Origin of the sequence: Pseudomonas sp. TNT3 (assembly GCF_010095445.2) — a bacterium.
Taxonomy (GTDB): domain Bacteria; phylum Pseudomonadota; class Gammaproteobacteria; order Pseudomonadales; family Pseudomonadaceae; genus Aquipseudomonas.
On the sequence record NZ_WFGV02000012.1, the window covers coordinates 65,342 to 90,287 of the forward strand.

Annotated in this window: 24 protein-coding genes; 12 read left to right on the forward strand and 12 right to left on the reverse strand. The window is 60.2% G+C overall.

All coding sequences use genetic code 11. From position 1 onward, the window contains the following. The first annotated feature begins 11 nt into the window (after positions 1-11). The 5 genes from GBC55_RS10105 to GBC55_RS10125 all read left to right on the forward strand — a co-directional run bounded on the left by GBC55_RS10105 (position 12) and on the right by GBC55_RS10125 (position 5,103). Positions 12-1,187, forward strand: a complete 1,176-nt coding sequence (locus tag GBC55_RS10105; protein ID WP_162437315.1) for an alginate O-acetyltransferase — start codon at positions 12-14, stop codon at positions 1,185-1,187. Between the two features lie 14 nt (positions 1,188-1,201). Then, positions 1,202-1,858, forward strand: coding sequence for an alginate O-acetyltransferase AlgF (locus GBC55_RS10110; RefSeq protein ID WP_162437314.1), 657 nt, complete (start codon positions 1,202-1,204; stop codon positions 1,856-1,858). A gap of 224 nt (positions 1,859-2,082) precedes the next feature. Next, positions 2,083-3,534, forward strand: coding sequence for a mannose-1-phosphate guanylyltransferase/mannose-6-phosphate isomerase (locus GBC55_RS10115; RefSeq protein ID WP_162437313.1), 1,452 nt, complete (start codon positions 2,083-2,085; stop codon positions 3,532-3,534). Between the two features lie 244 nt (positions 3,535-3,778). Then, positions 3,779-4,243 (forward strand): multidrug transporter, encoded by a 465-nt coding sequence (locus GBC55_RS10120; RefSeq protein WP_162437312.1) that lies wholly within the window; start codon positions 3,779-3,781, stop codon positions 4,241-4,243. 35 nt (positions 4,244-4,278) lie between these two features. Next, on the forward strand, positions 4,279-5,103 hold the full coding sequence (locus GBC55_RS10125; RefSeq protein WP_162437311.1) for an SDR family oxidoreductase: 825 nt from the start codon (positions 4,279-4,281) through the stop codon (positions 5,101-5,103). Between the two features lie 146 nt (positions 5,104-5,249). Here the strand turns inward: GBC55_RS10125 and GBC55_RS10130 are convergent, their stop codons facing one another. Beyond that, entirely contained in the window at positions 5,250-6,131 is an 882-nt protein-coding gene (locus GBC55_RS10130) for a LysR family transcriptional regulator (RefSeq protein ID WP_162437310.1), read from the reverse strand. Between the two features lie 110 nt (positions 6,132-6,241). Here GBC55_RS10130 and GBC55_RS10135 point away from each other — a divergent pair, with 110 nt between their 5' ends. Both GBC55_RS10135 and GBC55_RS10140 read left to right on the forward strand, forming a co-directional pair. Further along, positions 6,242-7,621, forward strand: coding sequence for an MFS transporter (locus GBC55_RS10135; protein WP_162437309.1), 1,380 nt, complete (start codon positions 6,242-6,244; stop codon positions 7,619-7,621). After that, positions 7,618-8,022: a DUF4440 domain-containing protein gene (locus tag GBC55_RS10140; RefSeq protein WP_162437308.1), complete on the forward strand. Its 405-nt coding sequence runs from the start codon at positions 7,618-7,620 to the stop codon at positions 8,020-8,022. The genes GBC55_RS10135 and GBC55_RS10140 overlap by 4 nt, the downstream gene beginning before the upstream one ends. Positions 8,023-8,098: 76 nt before the next feature. On the opposite strand, the gene GBC55_RS10145 is transcribed toward GBC55_RS10140, so the two are convergent. The 4 genes from GBC55_RS10145 to GBC55_RS10160 all read right to left on the reverse strand — a co-directional run bounded on the left by GBC55_RS10145 (position 8,099) and on the right by GBC55_RS10160 (position 13,202). Further along, positions 8,099-8,956, reverse strand: coding sequence for an HlyD family secretion protein (locus tag GBC55_RS10145; RefSeq protein ID WP_162437307.1), 858 nt, complete (start codon positions 8,954-8,956; stop codon positions 8,099-8,101). A gap of 23 nt (positions 8,957-8,979) precedes the next feature. Next, a complete protein-coding gene (locus tag GBC55_RS10150) occupies positions 8,980-9,180 on the reverse strand; it encodes a DUF1656 domain-containing protein (protein ID WP_162437306.1) in 201 nt (66 codons plus the stop codon). After that, positions 9,170-11,362 (reverse strand): FUSC family protein, encoded by a 2,193-nt coding sequence (locus tag GBC55_RS10155; protein WP_162437305.1) that lies wholly within the window; start codon positions 11,360-11,362, stop codon positions 9,170-9,172. The genes GBC55_RS10150 and GBC55_RS10155 overlap by 11 nt, the downstream gene beginning before the upstream one ends. 328 nt (positions 11,363-11,690) lie before the next feature. Continuing rightward, complete coding sequence (locus GBC55_RS10160; RefSeq protein WP_162437304.1) at positions 11,691-13,202, reverse strand: efflux transporter outer membrane subunit; 1,512 nt, start codon at positions 13,200-13,202, stop codon at positions 11,691-11,693. Between the two features lie 218 nt (positions 13,203-13,420). On the opposite strand from GBC55_RS10160, the gene GBC55_RS10165 reads away from it, so the two are divergent. The 3 genes from GBC55_RS10165 to GBC55_RS10175 all read left to right on the forward strand — a co-directional run bounded on the left by GBC55_RS10165 (position 13,421) and on the right by GBC55_RS10175 (position 16,183). Continuing rightward, positions 13,421-14,389 (forward strand): LysR family transcriptional regulator, encoded by a 969-nt coding sequence (locus GBC55_RS10165; RefSeq protein WP_162437303.1) that lies wholly within the window; start codon positions 13,421-13,423, stop codon positions 14,387-14,389. 137 nt (positions 14,390-14,526) lie between these two features. Next, positions 14,527-15,501, forward strand: a complete 975-nt coding sequence (locus tag GBC55_RS10170) for a D-glycerate dehydrogenase (protein WP_162437302.1) — start codon at positions 14,527-14,529, stop codon at positions 15,499-15,501. A gap of 172 nt (positions 15,502-15,673) precedes the next feature. Beyond that, entirely contained in the window at positions 15,674-16,183 is a 510-nt protein-coding gene (locus GBC55_RS10175) for a DUF2165 family protein (RefSeq protein ID WP_162437301.1), read from the forward strand. Between the two features lie 11 nt (positions 16,184-16,194). Here the strand turns inward: GBC55_RS10175 and GBC55_RS10180 are convergent, their stop codons facing one another. Next, entirely contained in the window at positions 16,195-17,097 is a 903-nt protein-coding gene (locus tag GBC55_RS10180; RefSeq protein WP_162437300.1) for a DMT family transporter, read from the reverse strand. 138 nt (positions 17,098-17,235) lie between these two features. On the opposite strand from GBC55_RS10180, the gene GBC55_RS10185 reads away from it, so the two are divergent. After that, positions 17,236-18,111 carry an AraC family transcriptional regulator gene (locus tag GBC55_RS10185; RefSeq protein WP_162437299.1) on the forward strand — a complete coding sequence of 292 codons (876 nt, stop codon included), beginning with the start codon at positions 17,236-17,238 and terminating at the stop codon, positions 18,109-18,111. Between the two features lie 196 nt (positions 18,112-18,307). Here the strand turns inward: GBC55_RS10185 and GBC55_RS10190 are convergent, their stop codons facing one another. Further along, positions 18,308-20,737: a TonB-dependent receptor gene (locus tag GBC55_RS10190; protein WP_162437298.1), complete on the reverse strand. Its 2,430-nt coding sequence runs from the start codon at positions 20,735-20,737 to the stop codon at positions 18,308-18,310. Here GBC55_RS10190 and GBC55_RS10195 point away from each other — a divergent pair. Continuing rightward, positions 20,646-20,930: a hypothetical protein gene (locus GBC55_RS10195; protein ID WP_162437272.1), complete on the forward strand. Its 285-nt coding sequence runs from the start codon at positions 20,646-20,648 to the stop codon at positions 20,928-20,930. The genes GBC55_RS10190 and GBC55_RS10195 overlap by 92 nt on opposite strands. Before the next feature lie 7 nt (positions 20,931-20,937). Here the strand turns inward: GBC55_RS10195 and GBC55_RS10200 are convergent, their stop codons facing one another. The 5 genes from GBC55_RS10200 to GBC55_RS10220 are packed head-to-tail and all read right to left on the reverse strand — an operon-like array spanning position 20,938 to position 24,701. Further along, positions 20,938-21,927, reverse strand: a complete 990-nt coding sequence (locus tag GBC55_RS10200; protein ID WP_162437297.1) for a FecR family protein — start codon at positions 21,925-21,927, stop codon at positions 20,938-20,940. After that, positions 21,924-22,487 (reverse strand): RNA polymerase sigma factor, encoded by a 564-nt coding sequence (locus GBC55_RS10205; protein WP_162437296.1) that lies wholly within the window; start codon positions 22,485-22,487, stop codon positions 21,924-21,926. The genes GBC55_RS10200 and GBC55_RS10205 overlap by 4 nt, the downstream gene beginning before the upstream one ends. A 4-nt stretch (positions 22,488-22,491) precedes the next feature. Then, a complete protein-coding gene (locus GBC55_RS10210) occupies positions 22,492-22,818 on the reverse strand; it encodes a DUF3325 domain-containing protein (RefSeq protein ID WP_162437295.1) in 327 nt (108 codons plus the stop codon). Beyond that, positions 22,819-24,399 carry a PepSY-associated TM helix domain-containing protein gene (locus GBC55_RS10215; RefSeq protein ID WP_162437294.1) on the reverse strand — a complete coding sequence of 527 codons (1,581 nt, stop codon included), beginning with the start codon at positions 24,397-24,399 and terminating at the stop codon, positions 22,819-22,821. Further along, complete coding sequence (locus tag GBC55_RS10220) at positions 24,396-24,701, reverse strand: DUF3649 domain-containing protein (protein WP_162437293.1); 306 nt, start codon at positions 24,699-24,701, stop codon at positions 24,396-24,398. Before GBC55_RS10220 ends, GBC55_RS10215 begins: the two co-directional genes overlap by 4 nt. Between the last annotated feature and the right edge of the window lie 245 nt (positions 24,702-24,946).

Consider the following 24,946-nt stretch of genomic DNA (forward strand, 5'->3'; position numbering starts at 1 on the left):
GGGATCTGACCATGACCCGCTCATTACGCATCTTCTACATCGCCCTGTTCATGGTGACGCTGGTTGTCCTGGGCCTGTGGTCCACGCGCAGCTTCATGGGCTTCAGCACCAATGCCGAAACCACGGTGCTCAACGGTCGCTGGACCAAGGCCGTCGAGACGCACTACGACGACGAATTCCCGATCAAGCGCCTGGGTACCAACCTGTGGGCTGCTCTGGATTTCAAACTGTTCAACGAAGGTCGTCCGGGCGTCGTGCTCGGTCGCGATCAGTGGCTCTACAGCGATGAAGAGTTCAACCCGATCGTCAACGAAGAGCTGAACCTGCAAGGCAACTACGCGCTGGTTGAAGGCGTACGCCAGACCCTGAAAGAGAAAGGCGTGAAACTGGTGATGGCGATCGTGCCGGCCAAGGCGCGCTTGTACCCGGAGCACTTGGGTGAAGTAAAACCTTCGAGCATCCACGGCAACCTGTACCAGGACTTCCACGCTCGTGTGGCGGCAGACAAGATCCTCGCCCCTGACCTGCTGGGCCCGTTCAATAAGGCCAAGCTGAACGGTGAGCAAGTGTTCCTGCGCACCGACACCCACTGGACCCCGGAAGGTGCGCAGGTCGCCGCCGAAACCCTGGCTAAAACCATTCAGGCCAAGTTCCCGCTCAGCGGCGAGCCGCAGCAGTTCGTCACCAAGCCTGCGGAGAAAGTTACCCACAAGGGCGACCTTCGTCTGTTCCTGCCGCTGGACCCGCTGTTCGAAAACCTGATGCCAGCACCAGAGCCGCTGCAGAAGCGCAACACCGTGGCCGTCTCTGATCAGCCTGCCGGTGATGACGCTCTGTTCGCCAACACCGAAGTGCCGGTGGCCTTGATCGGCACCAGCTACAGCGCCAACCCCAACTGGAATTTTGTGGGTGCGCTCAAACAAGCGCTGAACAGCGACGTGGTCAATTACGCCGAAGACGGCCATGGCCCGATTCTGCCGATGCTCAGCTACCTGAAAAGCGATGCTTTCAAGAACAGCCCGCCACAGGTGCTGATCTGGGAGTTTCCTGAACGTTATCTGCCTGTGAACAACGAAATCGGTGACGCCGACCCGCAGTGGGTCGCAGAGCTTAAACAAGCCGGCGCCCGCCAACAAAACGTAGCCGCAAACACTAAATCCGAGACGCCCGACCGGGCGCAAAACTGAAAGAGAGGTACACCATGACTTTCACTACTACTCCTCGCCGTCTCGCTAAGACCTTTGCTCTGGCAGCCACCTTCAGCGTTCTGTCCATGAACGCCTTCGCTGGCGGTGACTCGGCGCTCTACGGCCCGACCGCACCGAAAGGATCGAGCTTTGTACGTATCTACAACGCCGGTAACGCTGAAGTCAGCGCCACCGTCGGCACCACCAACCTGAGCGATGTCGCGCCGCTGTCCAGCAGTGACTTCAGCTTCATGCCGGGCGGTGACTACAGCGCCAAGGTCGGCAGCCAGTCCCTGCCGGTGAAACTGGCCGGTGATCACTATTACACCCTGGTCAACAACGCCAGCGGCGCGCCGCAATTGATCGAAGAGCCGCCGTTCAAGAACAAGCAGAAAGCCCTGGTTCGCGTGCAGAACCTGAGCGACAAGGCCCTGACCCTGAAGACTGCCGATGGCAAGACTGAAGTGGTCCCGTCCGTGGCCGCCAAAGGTCGTGGCGAACGTGAAATCAACCCGGTGAAAGTCAGCCTGGCCTTGTACGACGGCGCCACCAAAGTCGGCGACGTGAAGCCGGTTGCCCTGGAACGCGGTGAAGCTGCGGTGCTGTACGTCACCGGCAACGGCAGCAGCCTGTCGCCAGTCTGGGTAAAACGCCCGGTGTCGACGCGCTAAAGAATTTTCCTGACTGACCCATGCCCCCTGTAGGAGCGAGCTTGCTCGCGAAAGGCTCAAGGACAACGCGTACATCCAGGATGCACGCGTTTTCGTTGACCTCCATCGCGAGCAAGCTCGCTCCTACAAGGGACTGAGGTGTCAGTTGGGACACGAAACAAAAACAAGAGTGAAACGACACAGCGTTCGTAGCTCTAACCAAACGATTTTCAAGGAGTAACAACATGATTCCGGTGATCTTGTCAGGTGGTAGCGGCTCACGTCTTTGGCCGCTTTCGCGTAAGCAATTCCCTAAACAGTTCCTCGCCCTGACCGGCGAACACACACTGTTCCAGCAAACTCTGGAGCGTCTGGTGTTCGAAGGCATGGACACTCCGATCGTGGTCTGCAACAAGGAACACCGCTTCATCGTCAACGAGCAGTTGAGCGCGCGTAACCTCGACACCCAACGCATCCTGATGGAACCGTTCGGCCGCAACACAGCGCCAGCGGTTGCCCTGACGGCGATGATGCTGGTCAATGAAGGTCGCGATGAATTGATGCTGGTGCTGCCGGCGGATCACGTGCTCGAAGATCAGAAAGCCCTGCAACGCGCGTTGGCCCTGGCCACCGTTGCGGCTGAAAACGGCGAAATGGTGCTGTTCGGCGTCCCCGCCACCAAACCGGAAACCGGTTACGGCTACATCAAGTCGACCAATGATTCGTTGCTGCCGGAAGGCATCAGCCGCGTCTCGCAATTCGTCGAAAAACCGGACGTGAAACGCGCCACCGAGTTCGTCCAGTCCGGCGGTTACTTCTGGAACAGCGGCATGTTCCTGTTCCGCGCCAGTCGCTTCCTCGAAGAGCTGAAAAAACACGATCCGGACATCTACGACACCTGCGTCCTGACCCTGGAACGCAGCGAACAGGATGCCGACACCGTCGACATCGATTCCGCGACCTTCGCCTGCTGCCCTGACAACTCCATCGACTACTCGGTGATGGAAAAAACCCAGCGCGCCTGCGTCGTGCCGCTGACCGCTGGCTGGAGTGATGTCGGCTGCTGGTCGTCGCTGTGGGAAGTGAATGAAAAAGACGCCAACGGCAACGTCACCAAAGGCGACGTGGTCATCCAGGACAGCAAGAACTGCATGATCCACGGCAACGGCAAACTGGTGTCGGTGATCGGCCTGGAAAACATCGTGGTGGTCGAAACCAAGGACGCCATGATGATCGCGCACAAGGACAAGGTCCAAGGCGTGAAACAGATGGTCAACACCCTCAACGAACAGGGCCGCAGCGAAACCCAGACCCACTGTGAAGTCTATCGTCCGTGGGGCTCCTACGACTCGGTGGACATGGGCGGCCGCTTCCAGGTCAAGCGCATTTCGGTCAAGCCGGGGGCGTGCCTGTCGTTGCAGATGCATCACCACCGCGCCGAACACTGGATCGTGGTCAGCGGCACCGCTGAAGTGACCTGCGATGAGAACGTGTTCCTGCTCACTGAAAACCAGTCGACCTACATCCCGATCGCCTCGGTCCACCGCTTGCGCAACCCGGGCAAGATCTCGCTGGAAATCATCGAAGTGCAATCGGGCAGCTACCTGGGCGAAGACGATATCGAGCGATTTGAAGATATCTACGGTCGTTCCAACCCGATCGAGCGCGGCGTGTCGGTGAAAACCATCGCGCAGTAATTGATCGAAAAAAAAAGAAGCCCCCGTCCAGCCCGTTGCGTCCCCTATCCGCAGCGGGTTGGGCGGGGGCTTTTTTTGTCTGTTAACCAAGATCAAAAGATCGCAGCGTGCCGCAGCTCCTACAGGGGTTATGCATTTCCATGTAGGAGCTGCGGCACGCTGCGATCTTTTGACCTTCCTTTTCAATCGCCAACCTCACCTGCGCTTAGGTAGGATGTCCTTCTCTCCCCCCGAGGTTTGCGTGATGTTCATCGGCGTCCTGCTGGTCATTACCTGGTTGATCCTTTTGTTGCGCTACCCCGCCAAAGCCTTGCCTGTCTCTGTGGCCGCCGCCATCGGATTGGGGTTGGTAGCGGCGTGGGTGATCTGGCTGGACAACCGCGAGGTCAAGCAGTTGGCGCGGCTTGAGCTGCGCATTGCCTATGCGCCCGAACAGTGCCCGGCGGATCGCCCGTTGCAGCTGAAAATGAACAACGGCAACGATGTACCGTTGACGGAATTACGCTGGAAAGTCGCCGCGTACGCACCGGGAGACACGGTCAATCTGGCCGATAATCAATACGCCGCGCCCCGCTACCGTGGCCCCGGCGAACTGCAGGCCGGTGCCAGCTGGGAAGACTGTTTGCCCATGCCGCCATTGCGTCCGGGTTATCGCCCGCAAACCCTCGAGTTTCGCGCCGAGCGATTGCAAGGTAGTTTCTCCGACTGATCGTCCCATTCCTCCCGTTGCACAAGGACCGCGCCATGCCCGTTGCATTGATTACCGGATGTTCCAGCGGCATTGGCCGCGCCCTCGCCGATACGTTTAAAGCGGCCGGTTACGAAGTTTGGGCCAGCGCCCGCAAGGCGGAAGATGTTGCCCTCCTGTCCGCTGCCGGGTTCACCGCCGTGCAACTGGACGTTAATGACGGCGCGGCGCTTGAGTTGCTCAGCGCACGGATCAATCAGGAGCGTGGCGGGCTTGATGTGCTGATCAACAACGCCGGTTATGGCGCCATGGGGCCGCTGCTCGATGGCGGTGTTGCGGCGATGCAGCGTCAGTTCGAAACCAATGTATTTGCCATCGTCGGTGTCACCCGGGCGCTGTTTCCGGTGCTGCGTCGCGCCAAAGGATTAGTGGTGAACATTGGCAGCGTGTCCGGGGTACTGGTCACGCCATTTGCCGGTGCGTACTGCGCGTCCAAGGCCGCGGTGCATGCACTGAGCGATGCCTTGCGCATGGAGTTGGCGCCATTCGGTATTCGTGTGATGGAGGTCCAGCCGGGGGCCATCGAATCCAGCTTCGCCAAAAATGCCGGTCACGAAGCCGAACAGTTGATCACCGAGCAGTCGCCATGGTGGCCGTTGCGTGAAGGCATTCGGGCGCGGGCCAAGGCGTCCCAGGACAAGCCGACGCCGGCCAGTGAGTTTGCTGCCGGTTTGCTGAAGGCTGTGCAGCAGAGCAAACCGCCACGGTTGATTCGCCTGGGCAATGGGTCTCGGGCTTTGCCGCTGTTGGCGGGGTTGTTGCCAAAAGGATTGCTGGAGGCGGGGTTGATGAAGCGGTTCGGGTTGAAGGGGCAGCTTTGAGACCGAGGTGACGCTATCGCTAGCAAGCTAGCTCCCACAGGGGATTTGCGCCGTACACAGTGGATGTGTTCACCCTCGATCCTGTGGGAGCGTGGCTTGGTCTGGGCGGCATTCCGACGGTTGGGCCAGAACAGTCACCGCAACAATCAGCCCCACGCTTTCATGAAATCAATAAACGCCCGCACCTTCAGCGGCAAGTGCCGGGTGTCCGGGTACAGCGCATACACCCCTTGCCGGGCAAACGAATGATCCGCCAGCAAGCGCACCAACCGCCCCGCCTGAAGGTCCTCTTGCACCAGCCAGTCAGGCAGCACTGCCACGCCTTGCCCGGCCAAGGCAAACGCCCGCAGCGTGACCGAGTTGTCCGCGACGATCGCCGTTGTCCACGGCCCCGGAGGGTACAGATGCTCCACGCCCTCGGGGTCTGTCACCGTCAATTCCGGCACTCGCCCATGCCCCAGCGTCGGCCATTGCTCCAGTGCCGCCAACGTTGATGCCGGGGCAAAACGCTCGATCAGGGCAGGCGCCGCCACTGCGAAAATATCGAAGGTCGATAACTGCACCGCGCGCAGGTTGGAGTCCAGCATGCGACCCAACCTGATCGCCAGATCAAAGCGTTCGGAGATCAGATCGGCATGGGTCGAGGACGTCGACAGGTGAACGTGCAGCTGTGGCTGCTGCTCACGAAAGACCGTCAACGCCGGCACTACCTGCGCCAACGCAAACTCCACGGTGGTAGTGATGCGCAACGTACCCCGCAGTTGCAGGTGCTCGCTGCGGGCTTCCTCGACGGCCATTCGGGCCTCGTCCAGGGTTCGCACGCAGCGCTGGTAAAAACGTTCGCCGGCATCGGTCAGCGCCAGTTTCCGTGTGCTGCGGGTCAGCAACGTGACACCGAGTTCGGCTTCCAGGCGTTTGAGATTGAAGCTCACCACCGCGCGCGTCTGCCCCAGCAGATCGGCCGCCGCCGTCAGCGACCCCGCCTCTACTACGGCCTTGAAGGTGTCAAAACGGTCCAGGCTGACCATGTCAGAGAATGCTCACTGTCAAAATAATTTTGACAAACTAGCAGCCAAACCAGCGTTTCCATAGTGCTTCGCGCGCCCTACCCTGCACGCATCAACACAGGGAAGTCGTCATGTCCTATCGCTCGAAAGTCGCGCTGGTGTATCTGCTGGGATTTGCCCTCGATCTGCTGAACATGTTTGTCGCCAACATCGCCTACCCCGACATCGCACAACACCTGCACGCCTCGGTGACCCAACTGGCCTGGATCAGCAATGCCTACATGCTGGGGCTGACGCTGATCATCCCGATGAGCGTGTGGCTGGCGGCAAGGGTTGGCGAGCGGCGCTTGATACTCGCATCACTGCTGCTGTTCGGTCTCGCTTCGCTGTTGGTTGCTGGGGCTGACTCGATTGAAGCGCTGATCGGTTGGCGACTGGTGCAAGGACTCGGCGGCGGGTTGTTGATTCCTGTCGGCCAGGCGTTGGCGTTTCGTCATTGTCCAGCGCACCTGCGCAGCCGCTTGACCCTGTGGGTGCTGTCCGTTGCGTTGCTGGTCCCGGCGCTGTCGCCCATGGTCGGCGGATGGATTGTCCAGGCCCTGTCCTGGCGTTGGGTGTTTTACCTGAACCTGCCGTTGACGTTGCTGGCGTTGGTGCTGGCGGCGCTGTGGTTGAAGGCCGACGGCCCCACGAGCGATCGCCCGACGCTGGACAGCCGTGGCCTGCTGCTCGCCGCCTCCAGCCTCAGTTTGCTGCTGATTGCCTTGAGCCTGTTGAGTGAAGCTGGCACACGTCAATTCGGTTTGATCGGCCTGCTGTTGAGCGCCGTCACATTCGGGCTGTACCTGCGCGATGGTTGGCGCAAGCCCGCCGCGCTGCTCGATCTGCAATTGCTGCACAGCCCTTCGTTGCGCCTGGCGATGTGCGTGTATTTGCTGGTCCCCGGTGTGTTCATTGGCACCAGCCTGATCGCTGTGCTGTACCTGCATCAACTGGGGTTCGGTACTGCGCAAATCGGTGGGTTGATGTTGCCCTGGGCACTGGGTTCGGCAGTTGCGATTGTCGCCGGCAAACAGGGCTTCAATCGCTGGGGACCCAAGCCCTTGCTGGTGTTCGGCATGCTGCTACAGAGCGCGGGCATTGGTTTGTTGATGCTGATCGAACAACCTCACGGATGGTTACCGGTCACCGCATACGCCTTGATGGGACTGGGTGGCAGCTTGTGCAGCAGCAGCGCGCAAACCCTGGCCTTTATCGATATCCGTGCTGATCGCATGAACCACGCCAGCGCGTTGTGGAACATCAACCGCCAGCTGAGTTTCTGCCTTGGCGCAGCGGTATTGAGTTCGTTGCTGGGTGCCCTTGATCCTCAATTACCTGATGCCTTCAGACACTGTTTTCTGGTCGCGGCAGTCCTGACGTTACTGCCGATCTTTGCAGTCCTGCGTTTTGATGCGACGCACGTGAGGGCCCTTGTCCGACCCGCTCCCCTACAGGAAAAAACCACATGAATGATTACCAAGACTACTTTGATGAAGTGATTGAAGCCCACCGACTGATCGAACAATGGTTTGCACTTCCTCAGGGCAACGACGCCCTGGATAACTTGCTGACCCGTTTTTCACCCCGGTTTTCGATGATCACACCGTTGGGCCGGGTATTGGATTTCGAGGCGCTGACGGCGCTGTTCAAGATGGCTGGCGGGATGAAGAACGGGTTCAGGATCGAGCTCAGTGAGTTGCGCGGGATTGATCAGCATGAGCGCGGCGCGACGGTGAGTTATCGCGAGCGGCAAGTGGATGCGACGGGGCTGGAGACAGATCGGCGGTCGACGGTGGTGTTTGCAAGACAGGTTGATGGCCGGGTGGTGTGGCGGCATTTGCATGAGACGTTTACAGGCCTGATTGTGTAGACGACTGAGATCCAATGTGGGAGCTGGCTTGCCGGCTCCCACAATGTTCCGGTTCCTACCGAAAGAATGCAGTGATTCAGAGCCCGTTGTTGACCACCACCGTACAAGTAATCCCCGCCGCCAGCAGCACCCCGTCCGGCACTTCATCAATGTGAATCCGTACCGGCACCCGCTGGGCCAGGCGCACCCAGTTGAACGTCGGGTTTACATCGGCGATCAGTTCGCGGCTTTCCGGGTTGTCACGGTCGTAGATACCGCGAGAAATACTCTCCACGTGGCCCTTCATGACTTCGCCGCTCATCAGTTGCATGTCGGCCTTGTCGCCTACCCGTACGTGGGGCAGTTTGGTTTCTTCGAAGAAGCCGTACACCCAGAACGAGTTCATATCCACCACGGCCATTTTTGCCTCGCCGATGCGTGCGTAGTCGCCGCGATGCACGTTGAGGTTGGTCACGTAACCGTCCACTGCTGCGCGCACTTCGGTGCGCTTGAGGTTCAGCTGGGCGGCTTCGAGTTGTGCCTGGGCGTGTTGGTAATCAGCCAGGGCCGAGTCGGCGATGTTGCTGGCGTCGTCACGGTTTTCCCGGGAGATCACCAGGTTGTCCATGTCGGCGCGGCGGTGGGCGTTGACCTTGCGCATCTCCCAGGTCGACTTGCGTGACGCCACCAGTGCCTGCGCCTGTTTGACCGCGATGCGGTAGTGCTCAGGGTCGATCTGCATGAGCAAATCGCCCTTCTTCACCAACTGGTTGTCGCGCACCGGCACGTTTACCACTTCCCCGGTGACGTCAGCCGCAACGTTGATGATGTCGGCGCGCACCCGGCCATCACGGGTCCACGGCGTGTCCATGTAATGTACCCAAAGGGTCCGGCCGATCCATATCGCCAGCGCCAGTACCAACAAGGTGGCGAGCAGGCTGAAAAGCTTTTTCATCAGGGCCTTCTTCAGTGTAAGAGTCAGTGGTAAATGGTCAGCGACAAAGCGCCGAACAGACAGGTAAACAGGCTCAGGCGCAGCAGCGCCGGGTGCCAGAAAAAACGGTACAGGTCGAACCCGGACAGGAACCGGTCCAGCGCCCAGGCCAGTGCCGCTGCGATGAAGAACATCAGCGTCATGGTCGGCATGTACACGCCGTGGAAGGCGATTTCACGAGGCATGTTCAAGTCCTTGAGGGGTACTTTTCGCGTAGGCGGCGAGTGGCGATTGCGGGTCGAGCAGCGAGGTGCGGATGAAGTGCAGGTAGCTCTTCACCCGGCGTAAAGCCGAGGTGTCGAAGTGCGGGGCGAAGGGTTCGTCGGTGGCCTGCACACGGCTGATTGCATGATCGACGGCGATCAGTCCACGCTCCAGATTACTGGCGCTGGGTTGCAGGAACAGGCGCATCAACGAACGGCCCATGACGCGGATCGCCTGACGCCACGGCTGGGCTTCGGCGTAGGCCGGATGCACCGGCAGAATCGCCTGCTCCTTGCGCAACTCGATGATCGCGTGACCGACTTCGAGCACCACGAACATCCAGCGCAGCAAGTCACGCTGCACCTGTGGCTGACCCGCTGCGAGGCCATAGGCCTGGTGCAGCAGGTCGCGGGTACTGCTTTCAAAAGCGGAGGCCAGGCCCTTGAGCTTGCCGCTGATGGCGTACACCACTTGCCCGCGTAAATCCTGCTCCAGCCGACGCCATAGCCAGCGACTGTTAGGCGGCAGAATGATCGCCCCGGCGGCGGCGCACACCAGCATGCCCAGCACCATGGCGATGTAGTCGTTGATGAACGCGTAAGGGTTGTAGACCGTGAGGTTGTCCGGCACTGATCCGGTACTGAAAAAGATCAGCAAGCCAAGGCCGACACCGGCGTATTGGGGCCGTGACGTCAGGAACGAGCCGAGCACGATCACCGGCGCCAGCATCACGCACAGCAATGGAAAACCATCGATCCACGGGAAGATGAAAAACATCTCGACGAAGCCGATCAACGCCCCGAGAAAAGTCCCGCAGGCCATCTGAAAGGCCATGCGTTTCGGATTGGGTGTCGCGGCTGAAAGCCCGACGGTTGCCGCAGCAATCAGGGTCATGGTGGCGCCGCTCGGCCACGCCGTCGCTACCCAGTAACTGCCGAGCACTACCAGAATGAACGCCGCTCGAATCCCCGAGGCGGCCGACGCCATCCAGTTGGTTTGCGGGGTGAACGGCTCATCCCACTGCTCTCGAGCATGACTGTGATCCGCCAGGGAGGCGTGAGTCTGTGCATAACCGTGCAGGTCGTCGACGAAGCGGTAGAGCAGTTCGTAGGCCGTGTGGAAATCCAGTTGCTCGGCGTCGCTCGGATCGCTCTCCTGAAACGCTGCTCGCAGGCTGCGGACACGCGCTGGCAGCGCTTCTTTGTACGCGCTCAGGGCCGCGACCAAACGGACAGCGTCAGGGCTGGTCAACGCGCGACCGCTGAAACCGTCGAGCACTTCGGCGAGGTCCTGCAAGCCCGGTTTGATGGCGGCCACCACATGATCCGCGTCACTGTTGCGCAAGCGTTCGAGCAACTGGTGCAAGGCATTGAAACGTGTGGTGATGCCCATGAACTCGCTGTTCAAACGACTCAGGCGACCGTTGCGCCGACGCATGTGCGGGTCTTCGAACACGGTGACGCTGCGCAGCCCTTCCAGCCCCACCGCCTCGGCAATGAACCGCACGTTGCTGGCTTCAAAGGCGTCCCGTTGGCTGCGACCGCGCAAGCCGTCGGTGACGAACAAGGCGAACACACCGAAGCGCTGGTACAACGCATTGCGCATCGCGGCGCTGGCGGTTTGCGGCAGGATCGCGGCGCTGACTACGGTGGCGCAAAGAATCCCCAACGAGATTTCCAGCACCCGCCAGACCGCCGCCATGAACGCGCCATCCGGATGAGCCAAGGCAGGCAAACCGACCATCGCCGCGGTGTAGCCGGCCAACACAAAACCATAGGCGCGGAAGTTGCGGTAACGCGCTGCACCTGCCGAACAGATGCCCACCCAGATCGCCAGCGAGCCAAGGAACAGTTCGGTGTTCTGCGCGAACAGGGCAATGAGCGCGACCATGACCGCCGAGCCAGTGAGTGTGCCGAGGAAACGATAGAAGCTTTTGGCGAACACCTGTCCGCTTTGCGGCTGCATGACGATGAACACGGTGATCATCGCCGTGCGCGGCTGCGGCAGCTCCAGGCGCATGGCCAGCCACAAGGTCAGGAAAGCGGCGAACAGCACTTTGAATATGTACACCCAGGTCACGCCGTCGCTGCGTGCCCAGTCAAAGAAACCCCGGCGCCATTCAAGGGAATACAGCCAGCGCAGTGGTGCGGGCAAGGGAGTCATGAGTGTCCTGAAAAGAACTGAGACGAACGAGTTTTTGTGGCGAGCGAGCTTGCTCGCGCTGGGCTGCGTAGCGGCCCCAAATTCTTGGCAGCCAGAAAAATGGTGGTGAGTGCTGCGCACTCAGGCGCGAGCAAGCTCGCTCGCCACAAAGGCGGGTGAGCCTGAAAAAGCTGCGACAAATGAAGTCCTGTGGCGAGCGAGCTTGCTCGCGCTGGGCTGCGTAGCGGCCCCAAATTCTTGGCAGCCAGAAAAATGGTGGTGAGTGCTGCGCACTCAGGCGCGAGCAAGCTCGCTCGCCACAAAGATGGGTGAGCCTGAGACATCGTGTTCAATTCGAGAGGCTCTGCAGCAAGGCCGGGGTTTTCGGGACGGCGGTCTGGCTGTCTTTCGGCACATCGTTACCCGCCCCCAGCCCGCCGCCGAGCGCCGTCACCAGCTCGGCATGAGCGCCGAGGCGCGCGGCCTGGACCTGTTGCTGGACTTGTTGCTGTTTGAACAGCAGCGTCTGGGCATTGAGCACGTTGAGGTAATCCGTGAGCCCACGCTGATAGGCGATCATTGCGATGTCGTAGGTCTTCTGCGCGGTCGCCACCGACTCGGCGGCGAAGGTTTGCTGCTTTTCCATGGACTCGCGACGGATCAACTGGTCGGAGATATTTTTCAGCGCGTTGATCAGGGTCTGGTTGTAGTGCGCGACGGCAATGTCATAACCGGCTGACGCTTCGCCCAGTTCGGCGCGTAAACGCCCGCCATCGAAAATCGGCAGCGAGATCGCCGGACCGACGCTGTAGTTGAGTTTTTTGCCGGTCAAAAACTCCAGCGCCCCACCGCCGGTCGCCATGTAGCCGAGGCTGCCGACGAGATCGACGTTGGGATAGAAACCAGCGTGAGCGACGTCGATTCCCCGCGCCTGCGCCGCGACCTGCCAGCGACTGGCGACCACGTCCGGGCGTTGACCCAGCAACTGCGCCGGTAACGACGACGGTAGTTTCAGTGCCGCTGCGAGCGACATCGTGGGTCGCTGCAACTGGGTTCCCTGGCCCGGTCCGAAGCCCGCCAGTGCGCAGAGCTGATTGCGGCTGAGGGCGATTTCTTCGTCCAGCGCATCGATCTGGCGATGGGTTTCGGGCAGCGGGGTTTCGGCCTGGCTGACTTCGAAATGCGTACCGATGCCACCCGCCAGGCGTTTTTGCGCGAGGTCGAGAATCTGTTGTTGCTGCGTCAGCGTCGCGGTGACGATGTCCCGTTGTGCGTAATGCAACGAGAGTTCGATGTAGGCGCGCACGATGTTGTTCTGCAGTTCCAGCTGGGCAAGGCGCGCTTCGGCGGCGCTCATGTGCGCCATGTCGACGGCGCGTTCAGTGGCATTGCTTTCACGGCCCCAAAGATCGAGTGCATAGCTGAAGCCCAGCGAGGCGTTGTTGTCCCAGGTCGTGGTGTTCGCCAGCTCGCCCGGCCCGTAGAACTGATCGGTGGGCCAGTTGTGACGTTTGAGGGTGGAGTCTGCGTTGATGTGCAAGGACTCGGCGGACTCGGCAACGCCGGCCATGGCTTTCGCCTGACGTACACGGGCGGCAGCGATGGCCATGGTGGGGCTGCCTTGCAGGGCGAGGTCGATCCAGCGGTTCAGCTGCGGGTCGCCGTAAGCCTGCCACCATTGCGTGGCGGGCCAGTGAGCGTCCTGTGCGGCGCTTTGGATGGCTTCGTCGGTGGCCAGTGAATTGGCCTCCAGTGCCTTGCCCAGGGGGGCAATTCCGCCGGTTCCGATGCAGCCGCTGATTGTCAGGGATAGAGCCAAAACACTGAGCGTCTGAAGCGCTCTGCTGATGCGACGCGGCACTGCTGCAAATTCCTGAGCTGAGGGGGATTCCCTTGGAGGAGCTGTCGAGTGAAACGAGGCTCCTACAGAGGTGGGCGCAATTCTAGGGGGCGCCCGGAGTGGCGATAAGCTGGGATTCTTGTGAATCTTTGTTACCGTTAACGCGATAATCCCTTCGTCGGGGGTCTCAGACCCTGAAACTTCGTGTCACAATTTGCCATCGAACCCGAGAGCACCCCATGGACACTTTGCAAAACATGCGCGCCTTCAGCTACGTGGCCGAGGCTGGCAGCTTCACCGCCGCCGCCGTGCAGCTCGATACCACGACAGCCAACGTCTCGCGCGCGGTCTCCAATCTGGAAGCCCACCTGCAAACCCGACTGCTCAATCGAACCACGCGGCGCATCGCCCTGACCGAAGCCGGCAAGCGCTATCTGTTGCGTTGCGAACAGATCCTGGCGTACGTCGAAGAGGCGGAAGCCGAGGCCAGCGATGCTCACGCACGCCCCGCCGGGCAGCTCAAGGTGCACACCATGACCGGCATCGGTCAGCACTTTGTGATCGACGCGATCGCCCGCTACCGCAAGACCCACCCCGACGTGACGTTCGACCTGACCATGGCCAACCGCGTGCCGGACTTGCTCGACGAAGGCTATGACGTGTCCATCGTGCTCGCCAGCGAACTGCCGGACTCGGGTTTCGTCTCGCAACGCCTGGGCATTACCTACAGCATCGTCTGCGCGTCGCCGGCGTACGTAAAAGCCAACGGCTGCGCGCACAAACCCAGCGATCTGCTGAACCACGCTTGCCTGCGCCTGGTCAGCCCGGTCATCCCGCTGGAAAAATGGACCTTCGACGGCCCTGAAGGGCAGGAAATGGTCACCATCAATAGCTCACCGTTTCTGGTGAACTCGGCGGACGCCATGAAAACCGCGATCACCAGCGGCATGGGCGTTGGCGTGTTGCCGGTGTATGCGGCCATTGAAGGTTTGCGCAATGGCACGCTGGTGCGGGTGATGCCGAACTACCGCTCGCAGGAATTGAACCTGTACGCGATTTATCCTTCGCGCCAATACCTCGACGCGAAAATCAAGACATGGGTCGAGTACCTGCGCGGCTCGTTGCCGGAAATACTGGCAGCGCATCAGGCGGAACTGACGGCGTATGAATTGAGCGGAAGCCTGGCGGGAGCTCGGTTGGCGAATTGAGCCGTCATGCCACCCGGCTACTGTAGGAGCGGCCGCAGGCTGCTCCTACAGGGTTTATCTGCGTCGACGGTCTCGCACAAAACCCGGGAAGAATGTTAGCGTGCTTGGCATTCTCCAAGCACGACGAGCCTCCTCTCATGAAAAAGACCGTACTCGCTTTCAGCCGCATCACGCCCGACATGATCGAAAGCCTGAAACAGGATTTCGAGGTGATCGTGCCGAATCCGAAAAACGGCGACATCAATGCCCAGTTCAATGAAGCCCTCCCTCACGCCCACGGCCTGATTGGCGTCGGTCGCAAGCTGGGACGGGCGCAACTGGAAAATGCGGCGAGACTGGAAGTGGTCTCCAGCGTCTCGGTGGGTTACGACAACTACGACGTTGCCTACTTCAATGAGCGCGGCATCATGCTCACCAACACCCCGGACGTCCTGACTGAAAGCACCGCAGACCTGGCGTTCGCCTTGATCATGAGCAGCGCGCGGCGGGTGGCCGAGCTGGATGCCTGGACCAAGGCCGGTCAATGGCAAGCCAGCGTCGGTGCCCCTCTGTTTGGCAGCGATGTACACGGCAAGACCCTGGGCATCGTCGGCATGGGCAACATCGGTGCAGCCATTGCCCGCCGTGGCCGGCTGGGGTTCAACATGCCGATCATCTACAGCGGCAACAGTCGCAAGACCGCACTGGAGCAAGAACTCGGCGCCCAGTTTCGCAGTCTTGACCAGTTGCTGGCTGAAGCCGATTTTGTGTGCCTGGTGGTGCCGCTCAGCGAAAAGACCAAGCACCTGATCAGCCATCGCGAGCTGGCATTGATGAAGTCGAGCGCGATTCTGGTGAACATTGCCCGCGGCCCCGTAGTGGACGAACCGGCACTCATCGAAGCGCTGCAAAACAACCGCATCCGTGGCGCAGGGCTGGACGTCTATGAGAAAGAGCCCCTCGCTGAATCGCCGCTTTTCCAGCTGAAAAATGCTGTCACGCTGCCGCACATCGGCTCAGCCACTCACGAAACCCGTGATGCAATGGCCAACCGCGCTATTACCAATCTACGCAGCGCTCTGCTGGGCGAGCGACCACAGGATCTGGTCAATCCGCAGGTCTGGAAAGGCTGATAAAGGCAACGGCACGTGCTCAAGCGCGTGCCGACTTCACCAACGACTTTCATAACAAATGATCAAGTAACAGCGACATAACCTGCAACTCAGTCGCCGGCAACTTACACGCCATCCGCTATAAACTCCGACAACGCTAAAAGCACAATACGTACATTCGGAGATTACTTGCATGAGCAACTTCACCACCCTTTGCACGATCAGGCGGAGCAAAGTACTGATTGTTTTAATGGCCGCACTCTTTGGATTGGTCACCTTGACCAACAACTTCACCGATTACACGGCCTACTCCGACTACATCGGGCGCATCATCAGCATGAGCGACACCGTCGGCAACGAATCACGCCGCTATCGCGCGGTCACTTCAACACTGTTCCATCATCGGTTTTACTGGGCGGTCATTACGCTCGAGATTATGTTTACGCTCAGCTTCCTGGTGGGCACTTATCAGCTATACCGAAATATCAATGCCCCGCGTCATGAATTTCATGACGCAAAGAAGTTTGCCATCGTCGGTTTTACCACCGCTATTTTTGTCTATTTCACGTTCTACGTTATTGTCCTCAATGAATGGTTCGACATGGACAGTTCGATACAAGGCAACGGCTTTCACTGGGCGCGAAACAACATTGAATTCATGTTTCTCGGCCTTATTTATCTCGTGCTGGTTAAAGATAATTAAACAGCGTGCGCTTATGCCAACTTTCCCTCTACCGGTTTTACGCTCACGCCAGGTTTGCGAAACACCAGTACGTTTCCCAGCATGACCATCACCAATCCCGCCAGCGCTGGAGCGGTCCACTGATAGCCTTCGGCAAATGCCGAGACATTCAGCGCCACGACCGGGAACAACACCGTGCAATAAGCCGCGCGTTCAGGCCCCATCCGCCCAACCAGCGTCAGGTAGGCCGTAAAGCCAATCACCGAGCCCGGGATGACCAGGTACAGCAAAGAGCCGATGTAACGCGTGCTCCACTCCATGTCGAACGGAGTGCCCTTGACCAGGCACCAGACCGACAGCATCGCCGCGCCGTAGGCCATGCCCCAGGCGTTGGTTGTCAGGGGTTTGAGGCCCGCCTTCTGCTGCAGGCTCGACAGCATGTTGCCCGCCGAAAAACACAGCGTGCCGATCAACGCCAACCCCAGGCCAAGCAAGGTTTCGGGGCTGGCGGTATGACCGGCGAGCTCAGGCCAGAACAACAGGCCTAATCCCAGCAGACCCAAGGCACCCCCCATCAGCACATTGCGAGCAATTTTCTGACCGAAGAACACCCGCGCATTCAGGGCATTCCACAAGGTGGCGGTGGAGAAGACCACAGCGACCAAACCGCTGGGAATCCATTGGCTGGCGGTGAGGAAACACATGAAGTTGACGCAGAACAGGCACAGCCCTTGCGCCACGCAGATCAGATGTCCGCGACGGTTCATCACTTGCAGGCGACGGCTGAGCAACAGAATCGCGAACAACACCAACGCGGCGAGACCGAAGCGATAGACGATCGACACCGGGATCGCGACCACGCCCAGCTGCCATTTGAGGGCAATCCAGGTGGTGCCCCAGATCAGCACGGTCAGCAGATACAACGAAAGGTTCATGGCGCAAGCTCCTCGATAGAGCATCAGTGTCCTGCGTCGGCGCTGGTCGCACTTGCAAAAACTTGCGCATTTGTCGAGCGACGGGCTGGCGAGGCACGCTCTACGGAGTAGGATGCAAGGCGTTAGAGAGAAGTGATCATGCCCGCATTGGAATCGTTGCAAGTTTTTCAAGCCCTCAACCGCTCGCACCATGCTCGCCTCGAGCACAGCGCCGAGCTCGGTGACGGCATGGCTGCAGCTTTGTGGAGCAACCATCACGACGCCCAGGACTACGAGGCGCCCAGCCATCACACGCTGTCCTGCTACATCGCTGGCGGCACCGGGACGTTTCGCCGCGACCGGCCCGGTGTCATGGGGGCTCCGGACAAGTTGTGTATTCTGCCAGCGGATCAACCTTCCGCCTGGGTGATCAACGGCGACATTCGCCTGGCCCATGTGTATTTCAGCCCCGAACAATTCGCGCTGGGTTGCGTCACGCTGCTGGACCGCGAACCTCGTGAACTGCTGCTGCGCGAGCACACCTTTCTTGATGATCCCATTCAGGCCCGGCGATTTCGGCAACTGATCTCGCTCAATTGGGACGAACCAGGTGAACGCCTGCTGACCAGCAGTCTGGCGCACGAAATGCTCAGCCATGTGCTGCTGAGTCAGGTCGGCAAGCGCGAAGGATTGCGACTCAAGGGCGGGCTGGCGGCGCATCAGCGTCGGCAGCTGATTGAGTTCATCGACAGCCAGTTGGCCGAGGCCATCAGCCTTGGGCAATTGGCGGGGTTGTGCGCGTTGTCGGAGTATCACTTTGCGCGGATGTTTCGCGAGAGCTTTGGTTTGCCGCCACATCAGTATGTGCTGGCGCGACGACTGAGCCGGGCGCAGGAATTATTGCGCACGACGTCACAGCCATTGGGAGAGATTGCACTGGCGTGCGGGTTCTCCAGTGCCAGTCATTTCACCAATCGATTCCGTCAGTCCTTGGGTGGAACGCCTGGGGAGTATCGGCAGGCGTTTTTGCGGTAATCCTGAGATCCATGGTGTTCGCCCGGCCGCCATCGCGAGCAAGCTCGGCTCCCACTGGGTCTGTGTGGGACGCGGATCTGGTGTTCACTGCCAATCAAATGTGGGAGTGAGCCGGCTCGCGATGAGGCCCTGTCAGGCAACATCAATGCTGGATGTACGACCGTCATCGAGAGCAGGCTCGCCCCCACAATGGATGTTAGAACTCCAGCGTGCTGGACAATGTCACCTGCCGTGAATCCCCCATCGACACGAAGAACCGGCTTGCCGCTGAGGTGTAGTAGGTGCGATCGAACAGGTTCTTCACGTTGAGCTGAAATTTGACCTTCTGACCTTCGACCCGGGTGTCGTAAGTGGCGAAGGCATCGGCCACGGTGTAGCTCGGCAAGTCGAAATCATTCACCGCGTTACCTGCCCGCTCCCCGACGTACCGTGCCCCCGCACCCACCCGCAATTGATCCCCACCGACAATCGTGCCGAAGTCATACACAGCCGACAGCGAGCCGCTGTTTTTCGCCACGTTTTGCAGTTTTTTACCTTTGTAGGTCGGGTCCTCGGTGACTTCGGCATCGGTGTACGCATAACTGCCGATCATGCTCCAGCGATCGCTGAGCTGACCGCTCAGGTCCAGTTCCAGACCACGGGAGCGCACTTCGCCGGCGGCGCTGTAAATCGTCACGGGGCCTTCGGAATTGGCCACCAGCACGTTGCGCTTCTTGATGTCGAACAACGCGATGTTGCCGGTGACACGCCCTGGCATATCCAGCTTGGCGCCCACTTCCCACGACTTGGCCTCTTCCGGCGCAATACTGCCGTCGAGCACGGTGCTGCTGCCACTCAGCGGGGCGATGGTGGAGTTGGGTTTGAAGGATTCGGTGTAGCTGCCATAGAAGGACAACGCATCGGTGTAGCGATACACCAGGCCGGCCCGCGGCACCCACTTCTGCCCGTTGCTGTCGGTGTTGGCCTGGAACGGCACGCCTTTGCCAGCGTACTGGTCGTACGCCTGAAAGCGCGCGCCGCCGACCAGAATCCATTTATCGGTGAGGTGGATCGAGTCCTGCAGGAACACCGAATCGCTGCGCAGCAGATCGGTCTGCGCACTGTCCGCGGGGCTGACGGTGGTGCCTTCGACTTCGCGACCATAGACCGGGTTGGTGTAGCTGAAATTACTCAGGCTTTTCTGGCGGATCAGGTCGGCGCGGTAGATTTTGCGGTATTCATCATCGATACCGAACACCAGGTCATGCTGCATGCCGGCCACGTTGACATTGCCTTCGAGACTGGCGGTGGTGAAGCGGTCAGTACTGATCGCGTTCTGCGTGCCGTCCATGCTGCGGGTCAGCGTGCCTTTGGTCGTGTCGATAGCGGTGACGCGCACCTGGCTGGCGTCGTAGGTTTCACGGTTCCAGCTGTAGCCAAAATGAGCATTCCAGTTGTCGTCGAGCGCGTGATCAGCTTCGAAGTGATAGAGGTCCGAGCGACCTTCCATGTTGTTGAACGGCTCATCAAGGCGACGGTCACGGGGGATGTCCAGCGGATGATTGTCCCGCGGGTCGATGACCGTGCCACGGTCGAACGGGGTGAGAAATTCGCGGTGCTCATAGGCGAACGACAGGGTGGTGCTTTCACCGAACCAGGCCAACGATGGCGCGACCAGCGTCTCGCGATGAACACCATAGTTGCGCCAGTAATCTTCGTCTTCGTGGTCCAGCACCATGCGGTACGCCAGCCCGGAATCTCCCAGCGCACCCGTGCTGTCGAAGCTGCCACCGCTGCCGTTCTTGCCATCGCCATAGGTCGAGCCGCGCAGGGTCAGCGCGTTGTACTGCTCAAGTTCGGGCTTCTTGCTGACCATGTTGACCACCCCGCCCGGGTCCTGGATGCCATAGAGCAACGACGCCGGCCCTTTCAGCACTTCGACCCGATCCACCGTTGCATTCAACCCCCTTCCCTGCACCACCGGCATGCCATCGCGCATGATCGAGCCATTGCGATTGTCACCAAAGCCCCGGGTCATCACCGAGTCCTGGGTGCTGCCCAAAGTGTTGCCCTGAGTGATGCCGCTGACGTTGGCCAGTGCGTCATCCAGATTACGCGGCGCCTGATCGCGAATGACCTGGGCCGGGATCACGTTGACGGTCTGGGGGATTTCCTGAAGCAAGGCGGAGGACCGCATGACCGAACTGGTCGGCGGGGGTTGATAGCTCTGGGATTGATCCATCACCGAGGTGATGGTGGTCGCGCCCAGGTTCAACGCGCCATCGGTGGGCACGGGTTCAAGGGCCAGGGTGTGAGCGTCGGTTCGACGGAAGGTGAAACCCGATTGGCTGAGCAAACGCTGCATCGCCTGTTCGGCACTCATCTGCCCGTTCACGGCGGGCGCGGTGATGCCGTACGGCGCTTCATCGGTGTAGACCACGCTGATGCCAGTGATCCGGCTGAAGTCGCTCAGGGCCTGAGGCAGCGGTTTGGCGGTCATTGCGAAACTGAATTGCGTACGCTGCTGCGCTGTCCCGGTATCGGCGGCCATTGCAATGCTCGATGGCAAGAGCGCCAGCGCCGTGAAACTCAGTGCAGAAGCACCCAACCATTGTTTGACCGACACCGATTTTGCCCTGGACTTCATTGCTCATGACCTGTGTAGAACTGTTTCGGATGCGAATGACTCGCAGTTTCAGTCACTACACGGATGGCGATCGGTTTTACCTCATCAGAATGTTGAAAATATTTTTGGAAGATCAAAAGATCGCAGCCTGCGGCAGCTCTACAGTTTGAAAACGCGCCCCCTGCAGGAGCTGCCGCAAGCTGCGATCCTTTGACTTTTTTTCACTGCAAAATAATCAATCGTCCCATTACCGCATGCTGCTCAAACCCCAACACCCCCTGCAATGAACTCAGCACGGCCATCGGGTCTTTGCTGGGGAAACTGCCGCTGACCCGGCGCGCCGCGAGCTGATCGTTGAGCAGTACGATCCGGCCCGGGTAATAACGTCCCAGGTCCTCCACCACGTCGGCCAGCGACGCCTTGTAGTAATTGAGCCAACCCTGACGCCAGGCCAGTTGCGCTTCGCTGTCGACCGCATGGGATTTTTCCGCAGCGCCTTCGCCATACGCCACCTGCTGGCCGGCGGTAAGGATCTGTTGTTCGGCGTTCTTCTGCGCGGTCACCCCTACCCTTCCGGACAACACCGTCACTTGGGCGCCGCGAGGTTGCAGGCGCACTTCAAACTGCGTGCCCAAGACGCGTACCTCGCCCTTTTCGGCGTCGACCACAAACGGCTCACCGGTGTGCGTCACACTGAAAAATCCGGCGCCGCGACGCAGTTGGACATGCCGTTCGCCACGACTGAAATCCACCGCAATGGCGCTGTCGGCGTCCAGGGTGACCTGGGATTGATCGGCCAGCGTCACGGTGCGAATTTCCCCCGGTGCCGAGACATAGTCCGCCCCCAGATCGTCCATCCAGCGCGATGGCTGCCATCCCGCACCGATGCCGATCATCAGCACCAGGCACGCGGCCATCGCCAACGCCCCGGACCAACGCCGAACGCGGGTCTGGCGTGAACGGTTCATGGCGTTCAGATAACCCTGCAACGCCAACGCGTCCTCATCGGCCAGGGTGCGCGCCGGCGCTTCGCTCATCTCCCAGACCACTTGTGCCTGGGCGTACGCCTCAGCATGGGCCGGGTCGGCTTGCAGCCAATGACTGAAGGTGACTTGATCACCACTGCTAGGCTGGTCATGCAACAGGCTCAGCCAGGCAAATGCCGCCTGTTCCTGTGCGGGCGTCGGAGTGACGCGTTCTTTGAGATTCACGGTGCTTTCCCTGGCGTGCGCGGTTCGGGTTCCCGCAGGCTGGCCTTGCAGGCTTCGAGGGCGCGCATCATATGTTTTTCTACGGCGCTTTGGGACAACCCCATTGCCTTGGCGATCTCGGCGTATTTGCGGCCGTGGATACGGTTGAGCAAAAAGATCTGCCGGGTACGCTCAGGCAACGCCCGCAACGCGGCCTCGACATGACGCAGATCATTGCCGGCTTCCAGCGCCGCTTGCGGTTCACTGCCGCGACTTTCCGGTTGCTCCGGCAGCCATCCTTCGTTTACCCGCACTCGCGCGCCTTCACTGCGCAAATGGTCGATGGCAATGTTGCCGGCACACCGCAGTAAATAGGTGCTGAGCTCCTCGACCTGCACCAGCGGTCGGCGCCAGAAGCGCAAGAACAGGTCCTGCACCAGGTCCGCAGCGGTCGCTCGACAACCCACACGACGACTCACCAACGCTTCCATCTGTGATCGCTGAGAAAGGAACACCTGCAGGAAATGCGCACGTCCCCCACGGGCGTCGTCTTCACTGGATTCGGGAGGGGGGCTGATCATCAAATCACTGCTGCGCAAGGGCCGCGACGGGGCTGGCAAGCAGACTCAGCCCGGCCAGCGACAACGCCAGACGCGGGCGATAAGGCAGCAACAGCACCAGCACCAAGGCACTAAGCATCAACACTGCAGACCACTCGACCAGCCCGAGCGACCAACCCGTCTTCGAGACGGCGGCCCACAACGACAGGGCAAGCAATATCCAACCGGCGATCTTCATCCCGTGCCGACGACGGGCCGACGGCTTATGACCGAGCAGTTCAGTGTGATGCCGATCCATGGATAAACACAGCGCAGTAAAACCGCCGTAACAGAGCATCAGGGCCAGTAGCATTCAGTTCGCCTCGCGCGCAAGGGTGATCGGTTTGGCCCGCTGTTCGGTCGCGACTGGCACCTGTCCCGAGCGCTGCATTTTCCATGCAGCCCACGCCAGAAACAGGCCACTGACCAGACACGCCAGATCGAAGCCGGCCATCATCCAGTCACCTTGCGGCAGCGTCGCACCCAAGTGGTACGGCGTGGTCAATGCGTTGAGCAGCGGCACGGCACAGAACAGCAACGCAGCCACTGCCAACTGTTCGATCCAGGCAGTGCGACCCCGGCGGACCATCGCATGAATCACGCTCAGGCCCCAGACGATGAAGAAGCTGTTCACTTCCCAATCCGACCGGTTCGTCATCTCGACCGGTAGCAAGCGGTTGGCCCAAAAGAACGCCGCCACGGCGACCGTCAAGCCTGACATGCTGGCGATATTCAGCACTTCGACCAATCGCAGCTCAAACGGCATCACGGCGCTTTTCGCATGTTTGAGCTGGCGTTTGCCGAGCCAGATCACCAGCCCGGTGCCGATCAGGGCCGTGCTCGCCAGACCAAAAATGAAGTACAGCCAGCGCACCACGGGGCTGGCAAAACGCCCCATGTGCAAGCCATAGAAACTGCCGGCGATGGCCATCGCGACCGGCTGCTGCGGGGTGGAGCTGAGCAGTTGCCCGGTAACGCCGTTGAACGTCACGGCACTGCTCACGTCATGAACCACCCGGTCCGCACCGTCACGCACCAGCACCACCGAGGCATTTGCGTCTCCCGGATTGTTCACCGTCAACCGCTGCACGCGACCGCCCGACCACTGCTCCCGAGCCCGCTCCAGTAGCGGTGCCATCGGTGCCAGCTGACCCGGTTTCCCGGCGAGCTCAGGCACGCTGGAAGCGGGGAAGACGTCATCGAAAAATGCCCGGACATCGCCCTCGTATGACGCAAGAATGCTCGCTGGCATGACCATCGACATGAAAATCACCAGGCTGCTGTAGGTGATCATCAAGTGGAACGGCAACACCAGAACACCCACCGCGTTGTGCCCGTCCAGCCACGAACGCTGCCCCTTGCGCGGGCGGAAGGTAAAGAAGTCCTTGAAGATTTTCTTGTGCGTGATGATCCCGGTGATCAGGCCGATGAACATCACCATGGCCGCAATCGTGGATAACCAGCGGCCCCAGGGGTAGGGCATTTGCAGCTGGAAATGAAAGCGATAAAAGAACTCGCCCCCCCTGGTTTCCCGGCCCTGCACTTCGGTGCCGGTTTGCGGGTCGAGGCGTTTTTCGGTGAATTGACCGCGCTCGCCTCGCTTGGCTGGGGACTGTTGCCAGCGCACCGACAGGCCTGGCTCTCGGGCACTCGGCAAATCGATCAGCCAGCGCGAGGCACCTGGGGCGTGCTGCTGCAGGTAGTCCTGCGCCAGGGCCAGACTGGCCTCGGAAGACACCGATCGCGCGGGAATCTCCGGCTGCATCCAGTGACTGATCTCATCCTTGAAATACGCGAGGGTGCCGGTCAGGAAAATCGCAAACAGCAACCAGCCAAAGATCAAACCGGTCCACGTATGGAGCCAGGCCATGGCCTGACGAAATCCGTCCTTCATGATTGCCCCAACCAGTACGCCACGCCGGATATTGCCGCCAGCACCCCACTCGGCACGATCACCCCCAACCACGCCTGCCACGCACTGCGGCAGGCGAAGCACCACAACACGGCGCACAGGTACGCCAGAAAAGAAGTCATCATGCCGGTCACTACCGCTTCGGCGCGGGGCATGGGCAGCCACATTGTCAGGCTGACACTGGCCAACGCCGCGACGACATACCCGCCCAACACGGCGGCAAGCACCCGCGAAGTGACGGCAAGTCGGTAGGAAACGGGAAGCGAGCGGGTTTTGACTTTCATGTTTCGGCCTTGAAACAGGTGGAGCTGCGTGAACGTCACGAAGCCAAGCAGGCCGCAATATTAATGATAAATATTCTCATACGCAAAAGAGTCCGGCGAGAACTGACTGCCGGGAACCGCGTAACGCACTTTTGTAGCAGCCGGAGGCAGGCTACGCCAGCTGCTACATGGAGGGTCTTGGGGCATGGATCGTGGAATGCACAAACAAAAACGGGCCTGCATAAGCAGGCCCGTTGTCATTGGAA

What these genes read in the sequence shown, in the direction of transcription:
- GBC55_RS10105 (WP_162437315.1), top strand. Translation starts at nt 12, where the DNA reads ATGACCCGCTCATTACGCATCTTCTACATCGCCCTGTTCATGGTGACG.
- GBC55_RS10110 (WP_162437314.1), top strand. Translation starts at nt 1,202, where the DNA reads ATGACTTTCACTACTACTCCTCGCCGTCTCGCTAAGACCTTTGCTCTG.
- GBC55_RS10115 (WP_162437313.1), top strand. Translation starts at nt 2,083, where the DNA reads ATGATTCCGGTGATCTTGTCAGGTGGTAGCGGCTCACGTCTTTGGCCG.
- GBC55_RS10120 (WP_162437312.1), top strand. Translation starts at nt 3,779, where the DNA reads ATGTTCATCGGCGTCCTGCTGGTCATTACCTGGTTGATCCTTTTGTTG.
- GBC55_RS10125 (WP_162437311.1), top strand. Translation starts at nt 4,279, where the DNA reads ATGCCCGTTGCATTGATTACCGGATGTTCCAGCGGCATTGGCCGCGCC.
- GBC55_RS10130 (WP_162437310.1), bottom strand. Translation starts at nt 6,131, where the DNA reads ATGGTCAGCCTGGACCGTTTTGACACCTTCAAGGCCGTAGTAGAGGCG.
- GBC55_RS10135 (WP_162437309.1), top strand. Translation starts at nt 6,242, where the DNA reads ATGTCCTATCGCTCGAAAGTCGCGCTGGTGTATCTGCTGGGATTTGCC.
- GBC55_RS10140 (WP_162437308.1), top strand. Translation starts at nt 7,618, where the DNA reads ATGAATGATTACCAAGACTACTTTGATGAAGTGATTGAAGCCCACCGA.
- GBC55_RS10145 (WP_162437307.1), bottom strand. Translation starts at nt 8,956, where the DNA reads ATGAAAAAGCTTTTCAGCCTGCTCGCCACCTTGTTGGTACTGGCGCTG.
- GBC55_RS10150 (WP_162437306.1), bottom strand. Translation starts at nt 9,180, where the DNA reads ATGCCTCGTGAAATCGCCTTCCACGGCGTGTACATGCCGACCATGACG.
- GBC55_RS10155 (WP_162437305.1), bottom strand. Translation starts at nt 11,362, where the DNA reads ATGACTCCCTTGCCCGCACCACTGCGCTGGCTGTATTCCCTTGAATGG.
- GBC55_RS10165 (WP_162437303.1), top strand. Translation starts at nt 13,421, where the DNA reads ATGGACACTTTGCAAAACATGCGCGCCTTCAGCTACGTGGCCGAGGCT.
- GBC55_RS10170 (WP_162437302.1), top strand. Translation starts at nt 14,527, where the DNA reads ATGAAAAAGACCGTACTCGCTTTCAGCCGCATCACGCCCGACATGATC.
- GBC55_RS10175 (WP_162437301.1), top strand. Translation starts at nt 15,674, where the DNA reads ATGAGCAACTTCACCACCCTTTGCACGATCAGGCGGAGCAAAGTACTG.
- GBC55_RS10180 (WP_162437300.1), bottom strand. Translation starts at nt 17,097, where the DNA reads ATGAACCTTTCGTTGTATCTGCTGACCGTGCTGATCTGGGGCACCACC.
- GBC55_RS10185 (WP_162437299.1), top strand. Translation starts at nt 17,236, where the DNA reads ATGCCCGCATTGGAATCGTTGCAAGTTTTTCAAGCCCTCAACCGCTCG.
- GBC55_RS10195 (WP_162437272.1), top strand. Translation starts at nt 20,646, where the DNA reads ATGCTCGATGGCAAGAGCGCCAGCGCCGTGAAACTCAGTGCAGAAGCA.
- GBC55_RS10190 (WP_162437298.1), bottom strand. Translation starts at nt 20,737, where the DNA reads ATGAAGTCCAGGGCAAAATCGGTGTCGGTCAAACAATGGTTGGGTGCT.
- GBC55_RS10205 (WP_162437296.1), bottom strand. Translation starts at nt 22,487, where the DNA reads ATGATCAGCCCCCCTCCCGAATCCAGTGAAGACGACGCCCGTGGGGGA.
- GBC55_RS10210 (WP_162437295.1), bottom strand. Translation starts at nt 22,818, where the DNA reads ATGCTACTGGCCCTGATGCTCTGTTACGGCGGTTTTACTGCGCTGTGT.
- GBC55_RS10215 (WP_162437294.1), bottom strand. Translation starts at nt 24,399, where the DNA reads ATGAAGGACGGATTTCGTCAGGCCATGGCCTGGCTCCATACGTGGACC.
- GBC55_RS10220 (WP_162437293.1), bottom strand. Translation starts at nt 24,701, where the DNA reads ATGAAAGTCAAAACCCGCTCGCTTCCCGTTTCCTACCGACTTGCCGTC.